The organism is Vreelandella sedimenti (genome assembly GCF_013416325.1).
GTDB lineage: Bacteria > Pseudomonadota > Gammaproteobacteria > Pseudomonadales > Halomonadaceae > Vreelandella > Vreelandella sedimenti.
The window spans coordinates 13,322-26,686 of record NZ_JACCGK010000012.1 but is presented as its reverse complement, the minus strand read 5'-3'; the positions used below and the strand labels follow the sequence as shown (position 1 = coordinate 26,686).

General features: G+C 54.4%; 14 protein-coding genes. 8 read left to right on the top strand and 6 right to left on the bottom strand.

Annotated features, from left to right (window positions below; translation table 11 throughout):
* Window positions 1-82: 82 nt before the first annotated feature.
* Window positions 83-1,396 carry an amino-acid N-acetyltransferase gene (gene argA / locus HZU72_RS14255; RefSeq protein ID WP_180093214.1) on the top strand — a complete coding sequence of 438 codons (1,314 nt, stop codon included), beginning with the start codon at window positions 83-85 and terminating at the stop codon, window positions 1,394-1,396.
* A 41-nt stretch (window positions 1,397-1,437) separates the two neighbouring features.
* On the opposite strand, the gene HZU72_RS14250 is transcribed toward argA, so the two are convergent.
* Window positions 1,438-2,004, bottom strand: a complete 567-nt coding sequence (locus tag HZU72_RS14250; RefSeq protein ID WP_180093212.1) for a carboxymuconolactone decarboxylase family protein — start codon at window positions 2,002-2,004, stop codon at window positions 1,438-1,440.
* Window positions 2,005-2,053: 49 nt separating this feature from the next.
* Window positions 2,054-3,379, bottom strand: a complete 1,326-nt coding sequence (locus tag HZU72_RS14245; RefSeq protein WP_180093210.1) for an aspartate aminotransferase family protein — start codon at window positions 3,377-3,379, stop codon at window positions 2,054-2,056.
* A gap of 140 nt (window positions 3,380-3,519) precedes the next feature.
* Here HZU72_RS14245 and HZU72_RS14240 point away from each other — a divergent pair, with 140 nt between their 5' ends.
* Window positions 3,520-4,407 (top strand): MurR/RpiR family transcriptional regulator, encoded by an 888-nt coding sequence (locus tag HZU72_RS14240; RefSeq protein ID WP_180093207.1) that lies wholly within the window; start codon window positions 3,520-3,522, stop codon window positions 4,405-4,407.
* Window positions 4,408-4,567: 160 nt separating this feature from the next.
* Here HZU72_RS14240 and HZU72_RS14235 read toward each other — a convergent pair whose 3' ends face one another.
* Entirely contained in the window at window positions 4,568-5,422 is an 855-nt protein-coding gene (locus tag HZU72_RS14235) for an SDR family oxidoreductase (protein ID WP_022519933.1), read from the bottom strand.
* A gap of 496 nt (window positions 5,423-5,918) precedes the next feature.
* Here HZU72_RS14235 and HZU72_RS14230 point away from each other — a divergent pair, with 496 nt between their 5' ends.
* The 4 genes from HZU72_RS14230 to HZU72_RS14215 all read left to right on the top strand — a co-directional run bounded on the left by HZU72_RS14230 (window position 5,919) and on the right by HZU72_RS14215 (window position 8,518).
* Window positions 5,919-6,515: a hypothetical protein gene (locus HZU72_RS14230; protein ID WP_180093205.1), complete on the top strand. Its 597-nt coding sequence runs from the start codon at window positions 5,919-5,921 to the stop codon at window positions 6,513-6,515.
* Between the two features lie 21 nt (window positions 6,516-6,536).
* On the top strand, window positions 6,537-6,974 hold the full coding sequence (locus tag HZU72_RS14225) for a phage holin family protein (protein ID WP_180093203.1): 438 nt from the start codon (window positions 6,537-6,539) through the stop codon (window positions 6,972-6,974).
* A complete protein-coding gene (locus HZU72_RS14220) occupies window positions 6,971-8,026 on the top strand; it encodes a DUF3618 domain-containing protein (RefSeq protein WP_180093201.1) in 1,056 nt (351 codons plus the stop codon). The genes HZU72_RS14225 and HZU72_RS14220 overlap by 4 nt, the downstream gene beginning before the upstream one ends.
* A 348-nt stretch (window positions 8,027-8,374) precedes the next feature.
* Window positions 8,375-8,518: a hypothetical protein gene (locus tag HZU72_RS14215; RefSeq protein WP_180093199.1), complete on the top strand. Its 144-nt coding sequence runs from the start codon at window positions 8,375-8,377 to the stop codon at window positions 8,516-8,518.
* A gap of 73 nt (window positions 8,519-8,591) precedes the next feature.
* Here HZU72_RS14215 and HZU72_RS14210 read toward each other — a convergent pair whose 3' ends face one another.
* Window positions 8,592-9,575 (bottom strand): hypothetical protein, encoded by a 984-nt coding sequence (locus tag HZU72_RS14210; RefSeq protein ID WP_180093197.1) that lies wholly within the window; start codon window positions 9,573-9,575, stop codon window positions 8,592-8,594.
* 66 nt (window positions 9,576-9,641) lie between these two features.
* Window positions 9,642-10,991, bottom strand: a complete 1,350-nt coding sequence (xseA, locus tag HZU72_RS14205; protein ID WP_180093195.1) for an exodeoxyribonuclease VII large subunit — start codon at window positions 10,989-10,991, stop codon at window positions 9,642-9,644.
* A 109-nt stretch (window positions 10,992-11,100) separates the two neighbouring features.
* On the opposite strand from xseA, the gene HZU72_RS14200 reads away from it, so the two are divergent.
* Both HZU72_RS14200 and HZU72_RS14195 read left to right on the top strand, forming a co-directional pair.
* Entirely contained in the window at window positions 11,101-11,625 is a 525-nt protein-coding gene (locus HZU72_RS14200) for an opioid growth factor receptor-related protein (protein WP_180093193.1), read from the top strand.
* A gap of 48 nt (window positions 11,626-11,673) precedes the next feature.
* The gene (locus HZU72_RS14195; RefSeq protein ID WP_180093191.1) at window positions 11,674-12,489 is read left to right on the top strand and encodes an HNH endonuclease; all 816 of its coding nucleotides are present in this window, start codon (window positions 11,674-11,676) and stop codon (window positions 12,487-12,489) included.
* 150 nt (window positions 12,490-12,639) lie between these two features.
* Here HZU72_RS14195 and pepE read toward each other — a convergent pair whose 3' ends face one another.
* Window positions 12,640-13,362, bottom strand: coding sequence for a dipeptidase PepE (gene pepE / locus HZU72_RS14190; RefSeq protein ID WP_180093183.1), 723 nt, complete (start codon window positions 13,360-13,362; stop codon window positions 12,640-12,642).
* Window positions 13,363-13,365: the final 3 nt, after the last annotated feature.

Here is a 13,365-nt window from a genome sequence, read left to right as displayed (position 1 = left end):
CGTGCTCTGGTAAAGTAACTGGAGATTGTTTTTGAGATTGTTTTTGAGATTGTTTCTTTCACCTGCTGCCGGAGAGCGGCCCTTGGATACGCGCTTCCCCTTTGTTGATTGGTTTCGTAACGCTTCCCCCTACATCAATGCCCACCGAGGGCGAACCTTTGTCATCTTAATTGAAGGCGAAGCCATGGCGTCTGGCCGAGGGGAGCAACTGATTCAGGATTTGGCGCTGCTGCATACCTTGGGCGTGCGTTTGGTTGTCGTGTTCGGCATTCGCCCCCAGGTGCATGAAGCGTTGACCGCCGCCGGCGTAGAGCCCACGCGCATCGATGGGCGCTGGGTCGCGGATCGCGCGGTGATGGCCCATGTTGAGCAGGTAGCTGCCCACCAGCGGCTATGGCTGGAAGCGCGGCTCTCCCTTGGCCTGCCCAGCACGCCGTTGCACGGTGTGGAACTGAGCGTGATCTCCGGCAACCTGGTGACTGCTAAGCCCCTAGGCGTGCGCGAAGGGGTGGATTTCGACCACAGCGGTGAAGTGCGTCGGGTGCGTGCCAGCGCCATTGAAGGCCTGCTGGAAAAAGGCTCACTGGTGCTGTTGCCGCCACTGGGGTTCTCCAGTACCGGTGAGGTGTTCGATTTAGACGCCTCTGAAGTCGCTCAACACGCCGCCGTGGCGCTGAAAGCCGACAAGCTGATTCTACTCGGTGAGTCAGAAGGCTTGGAAGATGAGCAGGGGGCGCTACTGCGCCAGCTTTCGCCAGCAGAAGCCGAGCCGCGTTTAAGCGCCGCAGTGCCAGGTAGCGAGCTAGCCCGCCACTTACAGGCTGCCTGCACCGCCGCAAGGAAAGGCGTGGCGCGCACGCACCTGCTCTCCTGGCGCAACCACGATGCCCTGCTGGGTGAGTTGTTCACCCGCGACGGCGTGGGCACCATGATTACCCAGCACCGCTACGAACAGCTGCGCCCGGCCACGCTCAACGATGTAGCGGGCTTGCTGGAACTGCTGGAGCCTCTAGAGCGGCGGGGCATGCTGGTCGCACGCTCAAGGGAGCGCCTGGAGCATGAAATCGATGACTACATGGTGATCGAGCGCGACGGTATGGTGATTGGCTGCGCCGCGCTGCACATCTTCACCGATACCAGCATTGCCGAACTCGCCTGCGTGGCGGTGCACGACAGCTACCGCGGTGGCGAGCGGGGCGAGCGCCTGGTGGAAGCCATGGAGCGCCGCGCCCGCCAGCGCGGCTTAACTGAAGTGTTCGTGCTGACGACTCATACCGCCCACTGGTTTGTGGAACACGGCTTCCGCGCCGCCAGCCTGGAAGACCTTCCCCCGCTGAAACGCGAAACCTACAACCACGCCCGTAAATCGAAGGTGTTGGTTAAGCAATTAGCGTAATTCGCGTATTGAAAATTGGGTGGCTAATTAGCAGTCCTGGTTTAACTTGTCGAACTTGGCATTAGCGAAAACAGCTCCGGTTGCTTTTGCGCTTCTTGTTGAATAGTGTCGTCAATCGGTGTGTCGTAGGTTTTGAGCAGATAGCCCAATACCGAATAAAAACCCACCATGGCGATCAGGTCGATCACGGCCTTGCGCCCGATCGCCTCGGCCAGTTCTGCTTCCTGCTCCTTGGCCAGCATGCGCTCATCGAATAACGCATCCACGGCGTTGACGATAAGACCGTCAACGCCTTCGGGAATACCGCGAATAGCCGTGATCCGCTGTTCGGAGAATCCCAGGGCGAGTGCACGACTAACATGATGGGCCCACTCGTAGGCTGAGCCCATACGCAAACCCGCGCGTAAAATCACCACTTCGGTCAGTTCCGGGCCTAACGCATTCTCATTAACAACGTGTTGGCGCAAGGGCGCCCACGCTCTGAGCAAGGCCGGGTGATGGGCCATGGTGCGATAGACATTGAGTGCGCCAGCAAAGCCTTCGCGTAATTCAGCGATCTCCTCAGGCCAGTCGGTGTCGGAAATAGGCGGGCAGGGAGAAGAGGGCATGGGTGATCTCCTTTCAAACTAGTTATTCAAATCGTTATTGAGTGTGTCATCACTCTGCGATGGCAGCGTCTACGGCCTCGGCAATACGCTCGATGATCAGGTCTACTTCGTCAGGCGCAATGATATAGGGCGGTGCCAGCAAGATATGGTCGCCGTGAATGCCATCAATGGTACCGCCCATCGGGTAGCTGATCAGGCCACGCGCCATGGCCTGCCGCTTGATCTTGGCGTAAATCTTTCTAGCTGGATCGAAAGGCGTTTTGCTTTCCCTATCCGCGACAATCTCGATACCGCGAAACAAGCCTCTGCCGCGAATATCGCCCACATGGGGCGATGCACCGAGCGCCGCTTCAAGACCGCTCTGCAGTCTCATGCCCATGGCATTAACATTTGCCAGTGTCTCCGGCCGTGCGATGATCTCAACCACTTTGTTGGCGGCCGCGGCGGCCACAGGATGGCCCAAATAGGTATGTCCGTGCTGAAACAGCCCAGATCCATTGGCGAAACTGGCGTAGATGTTGGCCGATAGCATCACCGCGCCGATAGGCTGATAGCCGCCACCCAAGCCTTTGGCGATCGTGACGATATCCGGGACTACTCCATCTTGTTCGCAGGCGAAGACGGTGCCGGTTCTTCCCATGCCGCACATCACTTCATCGAGGATCAGCAGTACGCCGTATTTATCGCAAATGGCACGCACGCGTTTGAAGTAATCCGCCTCGGAGGCGACCGCCCCTAAGGTAGCGCCAACGACGGGTTCGGCAACGAAGGCCATGACTTCTTCAGGGCCAAGTTCCAGAATCTTTGCCTCAAGCTCCTCGGCAAGCCGTGCCGCGTAGGCCTCGGGCGTCTCGTCGGTGCCCTTGTCGCGATACGCATAGCAGGGCGATACATGGTGGGTTTCTGGCAGAATCGGCTGAAACTGCTGGCGCCGCATGGCATTGCCACCGGTGGCCAACGCGCCGATGGTATTGCCGTGGTAGCTCTGGCGTCTGGCAATGATATGCCGCCGCTGGGGCTGATTAATCTCTACAAAGTACTGCCGGGCCATTTTCAGCGCCGCTTCAACGGCTTCTGACCCACCCGACACCAAGTAGACGTAATCCAGCCCTGCGGGGGCTAAATCCACGAGCTTTTCGGCAAGTGCTTCGGCGGCAGCGGTAGTGAAAAATGAGGTGTGGGCGTAACAGAGGCTATCGATTTGCGAGCGCATGGCGGCCAGCACTTCCGGGTGGGCGTGCCCTACGCTGGTGACCGCAGCGCCTCCCGATCCATCCAGGTAGCGACGCCCCGTGGTATCCGTGATATAGACGCCTTGCGCCGACGCAGCATGAGGTAGCTGCGCCCCGATACCGCGGTGAAGAATACGCGTCATAGACTTTTCCCCCATTATCAAACGGTGAGCCATTCATATGACAGTGAGATTGGCACACTCGTAAAGATGTTTGCAACAAATAAATCATTAAAATATAGTATGAAACATGTAGATCATTTCTTCTAAAAGAGCCCACCACGATGCAGCCGAGCGATCCACTGAGAGAGCAGATGATTGCCCAGTACGATGCCATGTCTGCGCAGCTGCAGCAGGCCGCTCGCTACGTGCTTGAGCATCCGGAGGAAGTGGCGCTGGTGTCCATGCGCGAGGTGGCGCGCCTAGCGGGTGTGCAGCCCGCCACCATGACACGGCTTGCCAAGTTCTTGGGGCTGCCAGGCTACGACGAACTTCGGGCGCAGCATGCCGCGGCGTTACGTCAGCGGGGCGATGGCTTTGCGGCCAAGGTTCGCCAGCGGGTAGATGAAGGCAGTGGAAGGGGAGCCAGCGATACCGCCTCGCATATGCTTCAAGGGCTAAGTGCCCAGCTTGCTAAGTTGTGCGAGCCCGATGCGCTGCGGCAGCTGGAAGGCACCGCCACTAGGCTAAGGTCAGCGAGAAAGGTATACGTGCTGGGTTTACGTTCCTGCCATGCCGTTGCCTGGCATTTCCATTACGTAATGACCCTACTGGGCGAGCGCTCGGTTCATCTGGATGGGCCTGGAGGAACCGGTGGAGATGGGCTAATTCGCGCTACCTCTGAGGATGTATTGCTCGTTATCTCCATCAAGCCTTATGCAAAGGATGCGCTGGAACTGGCTCAACTGGCAAAAGATAAGGGGGTGGGGATTGTTTCCATCACCGATAGTGAAGTGTCGCCGCTGGTGGGGATGTCAGCGCAGACGATTCTATGCCCCACGGAAACCGATAGCTTCTTTCATACGCTAACCCCGGCGTTAGCCGTCTCTGAAGTGCTGTGCAGTTTATTGGCGGAATTCGACCGGCCTCAGACGCTAGAGGCTTTGCAGCAAGCGGATGAGCACCTCTCGCATCTCAATACCTATTCGACGGCTATCCCCAGGCGGCAGTGAGAAGCGAGGCTTGTTAACCCAACGTTACTGTCAGATAAATCCTTAGATAATTACCGAGTGGGAATATTGTGGTGGTGCAGTGCTTTTATGCACCGTGTTCTAACAAAAGGGTGGCTCAAAGCCACCCTGGGAATGCGCGCTATATTTTAATAAGAAACGCTTAAGTATTTAAGATAACGCCACCATTCAGGTGCATGGTCTGGCCACTCATGTAGGAGGATTCCTCACTGGCCAAATAGACATAGGCAGGGCCCATTTCGCTGGGCTGCCCGGCGCGTTTCATGGGCACTTGGCCGCCGAATGACGCTACCTTCTCATCTTCAAAGCTGGCGGGAATCAGCGGGGTCCATACCGGCCCTGGCGCTACGGCGTTCACGCGAATGCCACGATCCATCAGCGACATCGCCAACGAACGCACCAGCCCCTGAATAGCGCCCTTGGTGGCGGTGTAATCGATCAGCGTATCGTTGCCCTTAAAGGCATTGATCGATGAGGTGGCAATAATGGTGTCGCCTTCGCTGAGATGCGGCAGGGCAGATTTGCTCAGATAAAAGTGGCTGAAAATATTGGTCTGGAAGGTGCGCAGCAGTTGATCATCGGGGATCTCGGTAATGTCATCCCAGTCGTACTGCTCGGCGGCGTTATTGATGACGATATTGATCTTGCCGAAGTGGTCGAGGGTGCGCTTAACGATCTCACGGCAAAACGCTGGCGCTGCCACATCGCCTTTCAAAACCAAGCAGCGGCGACCTTCGGCTTCTACCAGCCGTTTGGTCTCTTCCGCATCTTTGGTTTCTTTAAGATGTACGATCACGCTGTCGGCACCTTCGCGGGCATAGTGGACGGCGACTGAACGCCCTATGCCGCTGTCGCCACCGGTAATAATCGCGACCTTGTCCAGTAACTTATCGGCGCCCCGGTAGCTTTCACGAATGTATTCGGGCTCCGGGCGCATGGCGTGTTCATCACCAGGCTGCTTATCCTGGTGTTGGGGTGGTTGGTGTTGATCACTCATGTGCGGTCACTCCATTGTTGGCACAGAAATCGCTGGCACAGAAATCGTTGGCACAAAAACCGTTCAAGACGGATGGATACTTTTGGGCCATCCGACGCCTACCCACTCCTCGGGCGTACGTCACCCCTAAACGTAGACCAAAGGCGTAGAAACAAGCAAACCCAACGCTAGTGGGGATATTTTTCGATAACTTTTTAGCTGTTTGTTTCTATAACAAAAGTTATGTTATTTGATGATATTTAATTTAATAACATAAGTTAATAAAATAAATATTTGCAGATAAATAAATGGCTATAAATTGACAGGAAAATAATGACCGCTATGTTTTGTAGGTGGCATATCTGTTAAATAAAACGGTGTAATTGGTTAAGTATTAGTGCTTATTTTCTTTAAGTACATAATTGTTCTGATTAATTACACCTTGCGGATGTGCGCTGACGTTGATTTTGTTTCACCACGGATGCTGACAAGTGAGACGACAAGGAGGAAGTGACAGATGATCGATCAAGGAAATCAGCCTAGCCCAGGCGCTCCCGCCCAGCCAAACCACTCAACGGAGTCGCTCAAGCAGCAAGGGCGTGATACCGCACATGAGGTCGGAGAGGCGGCCCAACACCAAGCTGAAGGCTATTTTAACCAGCAGCGGGATAATGCAGCGGAACAGTCCCATAAGTTAACCGGCGTTCTGCAAAAAATGGCCGATGAGTTTGATAACCAACAGCAGCCCTTTTTCTCAAAACAAGCGAGAAAGTTTGCTGATACAACCGAACGTTTTTCGCACAACTTGCGTGATAAAGACTTTCGCAATGTTTGTGATGAGGCGCAGAGTTTGAGTCGCCGCGAACCCGCGCTGTTTATAGGTGGTGTAATAGCCGCTGGTTTTTTAGCAGCACGTTTCCTGCGTAGTTCAGGCCAGCACTCGCACCAGCGTTATACAAATGCGACAGATGAGCACTCTACGGGCCTTCCGATGCAGGAAAACGTTCCTGCCGGGCAGGCATCACCGGTTAGCCAGGCATCAAGTCTTTCAGGCAGCTCCGTTCCGAGTAATAGGGCAATAGGTTCAGCGGGTCGAGAAAATGGAATGCCCTAACTAGGGGCAGGGAGGCAAAGAATGGATTCGGAAAACAAACCTACGTCGCAAGGCTCGTCGGTTGGATCGCTACTCTCAACGGTAATGCACGAGATTAGCTCGCTGGTGCGCAACGAAGCTGAGCTTGCCAAGACCGAGATGTCAGAGAAAACCCATCAGGCCATGGCGGGTATTGCTTCGATCGCCATTGCCGGTGCGGTGCTGTTAGGCGGTTTTTTAACCCTGCTAGCCGCAGCGGTGTTTCTGCTCAATGAAATACTGCCGCCTGACACCACGCCCTGGCTATCGGCGCTGATTGTGGGCGGAGTGGTGACGGTTGTCGGCATCATCATGCTCAAAGCGGGCCAAAAGAAACTGCAGGCACGCAACCTGATGCCTAATCGCACGATGAACAGTCTGCAAAGTGACAAGGCATTTGCCCAGAAGCATCAGCACAACGTCAAGGAGGAGTTGAAATGACGGATCATGATAAACAGCGCAATTCCGAAGAGATTGAAAAGGATATCAATCAGTCGCGCGAGCGCCTCGATACCACGCTGAACGAGATCGAAGAGCGCTTTTCTCCACAGCAGTTGCTGAATACGTCCTACGAGTATCTTCGCCATGGCGGTGCCAACGAATTCGTGGCTAATTTAGGCACCACTATTAAGCAGAACCCACTGCCATTTCTGGTTACCACTGCAGGGTTGGGCTGGATGATGTTGTCACAGCGTCAGCCTCATCAAGGCCAGCATCGCTATGGGTACAGCGGTTCTCATGGCTCACCGGGTATTCCCGTGCATGAGGGCACCCATCCGAATGCTGCTATGCATGCAGGTACGGCCGGTGGAGCGGAGCACTCAAGCGACGGCCAAGGCCGTATGAGCGAGATGACCCATAAAGCCAAAGACTCCGCTCAACACCTGGGCCAGAAAGCCAAGCAAACGGCGCAGCAGTGGGGCGATAAGGCGCACCACATGGGGGATAACATGCGAGATTCCACGTCTCATCTACAGCATGACGCTCACGACAATCTGCACAACACGGGCCAGCGTGCTCGCCGTGCAGAGAGCCAAGCTTCCGATTTTATTCAGGAGCATCCGCTGGTGGTTGGCGCGCTAGGGTTTGCGCTGGGCGCCGCCTTGGGCGGTATTTTTCCAGCCACCAAGAAAGAAGACGATTACATGGGCGAGTATCGTGACCGCGTGCTTCATAAAGCGGCTGAAACTGGGCAAGCGCAGGCAGATAAAGCTCAACACGCGATACACGAGAAAGCCGAGTTGTATAAAGGCGGATCGCAGCCTTCAAGTGTCAATGCAAATGAAACGAGCGCCAGTGACGCGAATATCATTGCGCCGCAGAATCGGGCGACAGGCCTACCAGGCGACCCCACCCCTTTTGCTGAACGCCCCGGTTCAGAGCGATTCAATGCTGAGCAAAATGGCCCTGAAAGGCACAGCCCAGGCTTAGCGGGTTCGAGTACGCCCTCTGGTAACACCCAGGGGGCGGACACTAACCGCACGCCCAAGTAATGCCTAGTGGCCGCCTGAGTGCGGCCACTGTTTCATGGGCATATAAAATCGAGAAAGACCCAGTCGATAGCGACAGTCCATTGGCTGTATTGCTATTGCTAATATACGTCAGTTTGCCAAGGTTTTATGTTGCAAGTTTTTGTTTTAATTTGATTTTATTTCAAGGCTTCGGTTTTCTATGCCATGTGATGGATTGAAAGTAGCAACAGAAGGGCTACAGTTAAGGCAGCTCTAAGAGCAGGTGATAGGCATTCACCCACCCTTATGTTCACGCTATTCAGGGAGTCCCAGTGGCGGTGTCGCCAAGGGATTTAAGAAACCAAGACCACATACGATAAGGAAGAAGCGATGACTCAAGTTCCCGAGAAAGATAAAAAAGCGCCTAAAGAGCAGGATGACCATCATGATGAGGCCAATCCGATGCCGGATACCCATCATGTAAACCCAAATTCAGATGACGATAAAAAGTCAGGTAGTGATTCCAAGAAATAATCGAGGCAATATTGGTTAGATTGGATCTATACAGAAAAGGCGCTGCTGATGAGCAGCGCCTTTTCTATCAGCGCTAAACCTCTATATTGATAGAGGACGTTGATACGGCAACGTCACCTAGCGAGGTAGGCAGCAACTGCCCCAATGAGGAGTAGAGGGCCTCAGAAGTGGATGCTGCAACCGCTCGATCAGTCTTTTCCATTATGTCTTCTGCTTTCTTTAGCTCCCTACGAGCTTCCTTGTCTTCTTCTCTCAGCCGAATCTTAAGTTCGTTAACCGCTTCGCGCAGCGCTTTTTGAGCGTCAGTCAGTACGCCGCGGAGTGCGTGTTCACTAGCGCTGGAACCATTGGATTTTGAGCGATTGTCTTCATTTTGAATGAGGTAGGGCAGACCAGGTAATACGCCAAGCTCGGTGGATTCATCACCTTCAGGCTCGCCCGCTGCTTTCTCGGCCTCTTGCTCAGCTTTTTCCTCAGTACTTTTCTCAGCGTTTTCCTCGGCTGTTTGCGCACTGCCTTCGGCTTGCTGCGCGTCACTGGAAACCGTTGCCTGGGCGCTCTCATCGCCACCCGCCTGGGGCCCGGCTAATTCGGCCTCACTGGTTTGGGCGACAGCCGGTTGAGCTGCTGTCGTAGGAACTGCGGTCGTTGCAACTGCTGTTGGAACCACGGACGGGATCGCGGTCATGCCAGCACCACCGCCACCTTGGTTGTTCAACAGCTTAGCCGCACCGGCAAGCTCACGAGCGATGCTCTTGAGCTCCTTGGCCATGTTTTTAAGCTGTTCAGGAGAGGCGAAGGCCATCATGGCTTTCAGCATTTCAATCCGCTGGCGCAGGAAGCCCACTTTATCGCTGGCCTGCTGCTGGGAGGCTTCCTTTGGCGTAGGTAGCGACGCCAAGCTCTCCAACGCTTCCTGCTGCTTTTTAAGCCGCTTTGTGAACGGGTCGTCTTCAGCAGGCTCGCTCTTTTGGGGGACGATGCGGGTAGGCGTTAAAAACTGCGGCTTATCTTGGCGCTGATTAATCAGTGTAAAAGACGAAAATCCTATCTTCATGACGCTACCCTCTCCTCATTGTTAGAAGATATCGGCCATTTAGCTTAGGTCTTTAACCCCCGGTCTTTAACCCCCGGACTTTAGACGCCGCTTAACTTCCACGCTTAGCCTGCCTTCACCAAGCTTCAGTTTCAGCTTCTGGCCGGGCTGGGTATCTTCCGCACGGCGAATGACCTGGCCCTGCTCATCCTGGGCAATCGCATAGCCCCGCCCCAGCACCGCCAGCGGGCTGACCGCGTTTAACTCCCGCGCCGCGGCTTTCAAACGGGCCTGTCGGCTCTCCAACTGGCGCTGCATCGCACTCCCCAAGCGGCGCTGTAACTGGCTCACGCGTTCACTTTCTGCGCGATGCAACCGCGCCATATCCTGGCTGGCCAAGCGCCTGCTCAGCTGTGTCACCTGGGCTTTTTGTTGGGTAAGCGCTTGCTGCATGGCGCGATTCAAGCGCTGATTGAGGGCGGTTAAGTGCTGGCGCTGACGGTTGAGCTGCTCGCCGGGGTGGCGCAGCTTGGCGCGCAGGGTATCCAGCCGCTGGCTGTCTCGCTCTAAGCGCGCCTGCATTGCCCGCTGCAAACGGCTGTGCTGATGCTCTAGCTGGCGCTTAAGGGTGTTGTGATCCGGTACCAAGCGCTCGGCGGCCGCCGATGGGGTAGGCGCGCGCATATCCGCGGCAAAATCCGCCAGGGTGATATCCACCTCGTGGCCCACCGCCGACATCACCGGCAGCCGGGAGTGAAAAATCGCCCGTGCCAAGTGTTCGTTATTAAACGCCCAGAGGTCTTCCAGGCTACCGCCGCCACGGGTAATGAGCACCACATCCCGTTCTGGGTCTAGCTTCGCTTGGCGGTTTAATAACCCTAGGGCCGAAATCATCGCCGGGGCGGCTTCGGCGCCTTGCACCGGCACCGGAATCAGCGTCACGTCCGCCAGTGGCCAGCGCGCTTCCAGCACCGCCAGCACATCGCGAATGGCCGCCCCGGTGGCGGAGCTCAATATCAGCAGCTTGCGGGGCGGGAAGGGCAGCGGCCGAGCGTTGGCAAACACGCCTTCGCCTTCCAGCTGCGCTTTCAAACGCTCAAAGGCTGCCAGCAGCTCGCCCAACCCCGCCGCCTGCACGGCCTCGGCAATTAGCTGGTAATCGCCGCGGGGCTCGAACAGTGACACTCGCCCGCGCAGCTTGACCTGATCACCATCGCGCATCGGCGCAGAGACAAACCGCGCCCGCTGACGAAACAGCGCACAGCGAATCTGCGCCCGGTCGTCCTTCAGCGTGAAATAGACATGCCCCGACGCCGGGCGGGAAACGTTAGAGAGCTCGCCCTCCACCCACACCTCGCCCACATCACGCTCAAGAGTCTGCTTGGCGCGCTGGTTGAGTTGGCTGACGGAGAGGGCAGTGGGCGTTGGTGCGTTCATTACTATCCCTTGTTTTAGGGAATCCGGGAATCTTTACGGCTAGTCGCGTAAAATGGCGTCGTTATTACAAAATATCATTGTATTACTCAGGAGATGACGAGGAAATGCTATGAGCCACCAGCTTACACCGCTGATCGCTTTTTACCGTGGCGAGGCACCGGATCATAAGGGGCGCTATATCGATGCCGTCTGGGCCTTATCTCACTTCTGGCTAGAGCATACCCACGATTATATTCAGTGGCTTTTTCCCCTCCCTGAGGTTGGCCGCTTTAACCATTTTGCCCCGCGGCTGACTGATGTCGAGCGTGAAGTATTTCAAGACGATAGCGCGTTACGTGAGCAACAGCGAGCCTCGCTGGATGTCATGCTGAGTTTTTTGGGTTTAACTCGGGATGGCCTCACCATTACTGCCCAGCCGAGCCTCAATATCCGCGAGCATATTTGGCTCAAAGCAGGTGGGCATAATCACCTGCGCATCACGCGGATGATTCGTTCTTTGGCACTTTGTCACCAACCTAAACTGGCGGCATCGTTCCAGCAGGCAGTGATTGATATTGGCAGTACTCAGGGTATTGTCTCCGCACAGTCGATGGCTTACTGGCGCGCAGCCTCGGATGCCAAACACACTGTATGAAGCGTGATTGCGCTTCTACTTTTATTCTTTTTTGTTGGGAGTTAGATAATGAAAATTTGGGATGATGAGGTTGTTAGGGAGTTATATTTCCGGCTTTCTGGTAAAGAGGTAGAGGGGCTTGAAGTAGCCGTGCGAACTCTTCGAGAAATGTACCCAAAGATTGATATTTATAAGTCTGTTTTAGGTAATGGCGCCGCGATAAGTGCGGGAAGAAAATCGAAAAGTAAATCTAAAGGTAGGCCGCTATTTGCAATCAGGAGGCCTGGGCGGAATAAGCCAGCTTGTGTAAAGATCAGGATAGATGCAAAGAAAGATAGAGCAAGGCTTGCAGGTGATATAGGCTGTTCTTGGGACGAGCTAAATGAAAGAAGATTCTATCTAAAAGATTTTCCAAATAATTTGGCTGAGTTTAAACAGTTTTTAAAAGATTTAGGTAAATCTGTTGAGATAGTAGAAAAGCGGACTAATGGGAGTGGGTGCTTACCAATAGATTATCAAGAGTTTTTTAAAAATGCTGGTGAGTCAGATTGTGCCGAAGATTTTGTTGAAGGCGCAGTGCTGAAGGTGTTTGTTAATAAATATGAAAGAAGTCGAAAGGCAAGAACTGCCTGTATTGCTAAACATGGAGCTCGCTGCTTCTTCTGTAAGTTCGATTTTGGAGAAAGGTATGGAGATGTATATTCAAGTTTTATTCATGTTCATCATATTGTTCCTATTTCCAAAATTGGTAAAAATTATAAAGTAAATTTTGAAAAAGATCTGGTGCCGGTTTGTCCGAACTGCCATGCCGTCATTCATTTTGGTGGAGAAACGCTATCTTTGGATGAGGCCAAAAGGGTTTTGTCTCCTGATAATGGAACCTGAATTCAAACCATGAGTGCAGCACCTATGGTCTTGCCCACATCGCGCTCAAGGGTTTGCTTAGCGCGATGGTTGAGATGGCTGACGAAAAGGGTCAGGGGTGTTGATGAGGTAATAACGGGCTTCAGGTCGAGAGAGATATTAACTCTAGCATTAATACGGTGTCAGCAGATGGTCCAACCGGCTGTTGGCTGCGAGTGCTTGCTGGCCGTTTGCTGAGAATGTTAACCCATCTAATTCCCCTAACAGGCGTAGTGAATGTCCCTCACGGGAAAGGGCGGTACCTTCGCGTAAGGCCACTACCAAGGCGTGAGGGTTAAGGGCCAAATACTCTTCCAAACGCTCTTCGCGGCTTTCTCCGTTATGTCCCTCCGGTTTGCCTGCAATAAAGTGCGGGTTAATCTGAAACGGCACTAGAGCAAGCGTGCTGAAACTCGGCGGTTCAACAATCGGCATGTCGTTAGTGGTGCAGAGAGTGGGGCCAGCAATATTCGACCCGGCACTCCAGCCAATATAAGGGGTGCCATTGGCAACGCACTGGCGAATGGTGTCTAACAAGTCGGCGTCGTACAGACGCTTGACCAGGGCGAAAGTGTTCCCACCTCCAACGACGATCGCTTCAGCGTCGCGGACGGCTGCTTTCGGGTCGGCGGCTTGATGAATGCCTTCCACCTCTAATCCTTGTGCGTCAAAGGTGGGTCGCACCTGTTCCAGGTAGATATCGAAGGTCTTGCCGACTCCCGCAAAGGGAATGAATAGTACGCGCTTGACCGGCTTTGGGTTATCACCCAGAAAATCGGCGATTAATGGTTGAGCGTGATCAAGGTAGCCAGTAGAGCCAGAGCGAGAACTGCTGAGCAGTAGCAGTCGTGACATAAG

Excerpts from the sequence above, each read along its gene's own strand:
- HZU72_RS14250 (WP_180093212.1), bottom strand. The coding sequence starts at position 2,004 with ATGCCCTCTTCTCCCTGCCCGCCTATTTCCGACACCGACTGGCCTGAG.
- HZU72_RS14245 (WP_180093210.1), bottom strand. The coding sequence starts at position 3,379 with ATGACGCGTATTCTTCACCGCGGTATCGGGGCGCAGCTACCTCATGCT.
- HZU72_RS14240 (WP_180093207.1), top strand. The coding sequence starts at position 3,520 with ATGCAGCCGAGCGATCCACTGAGAGAGCAGATGATTGCCCAGTACGAT.
- HZU72_RS14235 (WP_022519933.1), bottom strand. The coding sequence starts at position 5,422 with ATGAGTGATCAACACCAACCACCCCAACACCAGGATAAGCAGCCTGGT.
- HZU72_RS14230 (WP_180093205.1), top strand. The coding sequence starts at position 5,919 with ATGATCGATCAAGGAAATCAGCCTAGCCCAGGCGCTCCCGCCCAGCCA.
- HZU72_RS14225 (WP_180093203.1), top strand. The coding sequence starts at position 6,537 with ATGGATTCGGAAAACAAACCTACGTCGCAAGGCTCGTCGGTTGGATCG.
- HZU72_RS14220 (WP_180093201.1), top strand. The coding sequence starts at position 6,971 with ATGACGGATCATGATAAACAGCGCAATTCCGAAGAGATTGAAAAGGAT.
- HZU72_RS14215 (WP_180093199.1), top strand. The coding sequence starts at position 8,375 with ATGACTCAAGTTCCCGAGAAAGATAAAAAAGCGCCTAAAGAGCAGGAT.
- HZU72_RS14210 (WP_180093197.1), bottom strand. The coding sequence starts at position 9,575 with ATGAAGATAGGATTTTCGTCTTTTACACTGATTAATCAGCGCCAAGAT.
- xseA (WP_180093195.1), bottom strand. The coding sequence starts at position 10,991 with ATGAACGCACCAACGCCCACTGCCCTCTCCGTCAGCCAACTCAACCAG.
- HZU72_RS14200 (WP_180093193.1), top strand. The coding sequence starts at position 11,101 with ATGAGCCACCAGCTTACACCGCTGATCGCTTTTTACCGTGGCGAGGCA.
- HZU72_RS14195 (WP_180093191.1), top strand. The coding sequence starts at position 11,674 with ATGAAAATTTGGGATGATGAGGTTGTTAGGGAGTTATATTTCCGGCTT.
- pepE (WP_180093183.1), bottom strand. The coding sequence starts at position 13,362 with ATGTCACGACTGCTACTGCTCAGCAGTTCTCGCTCTGGCTCTACTGGC.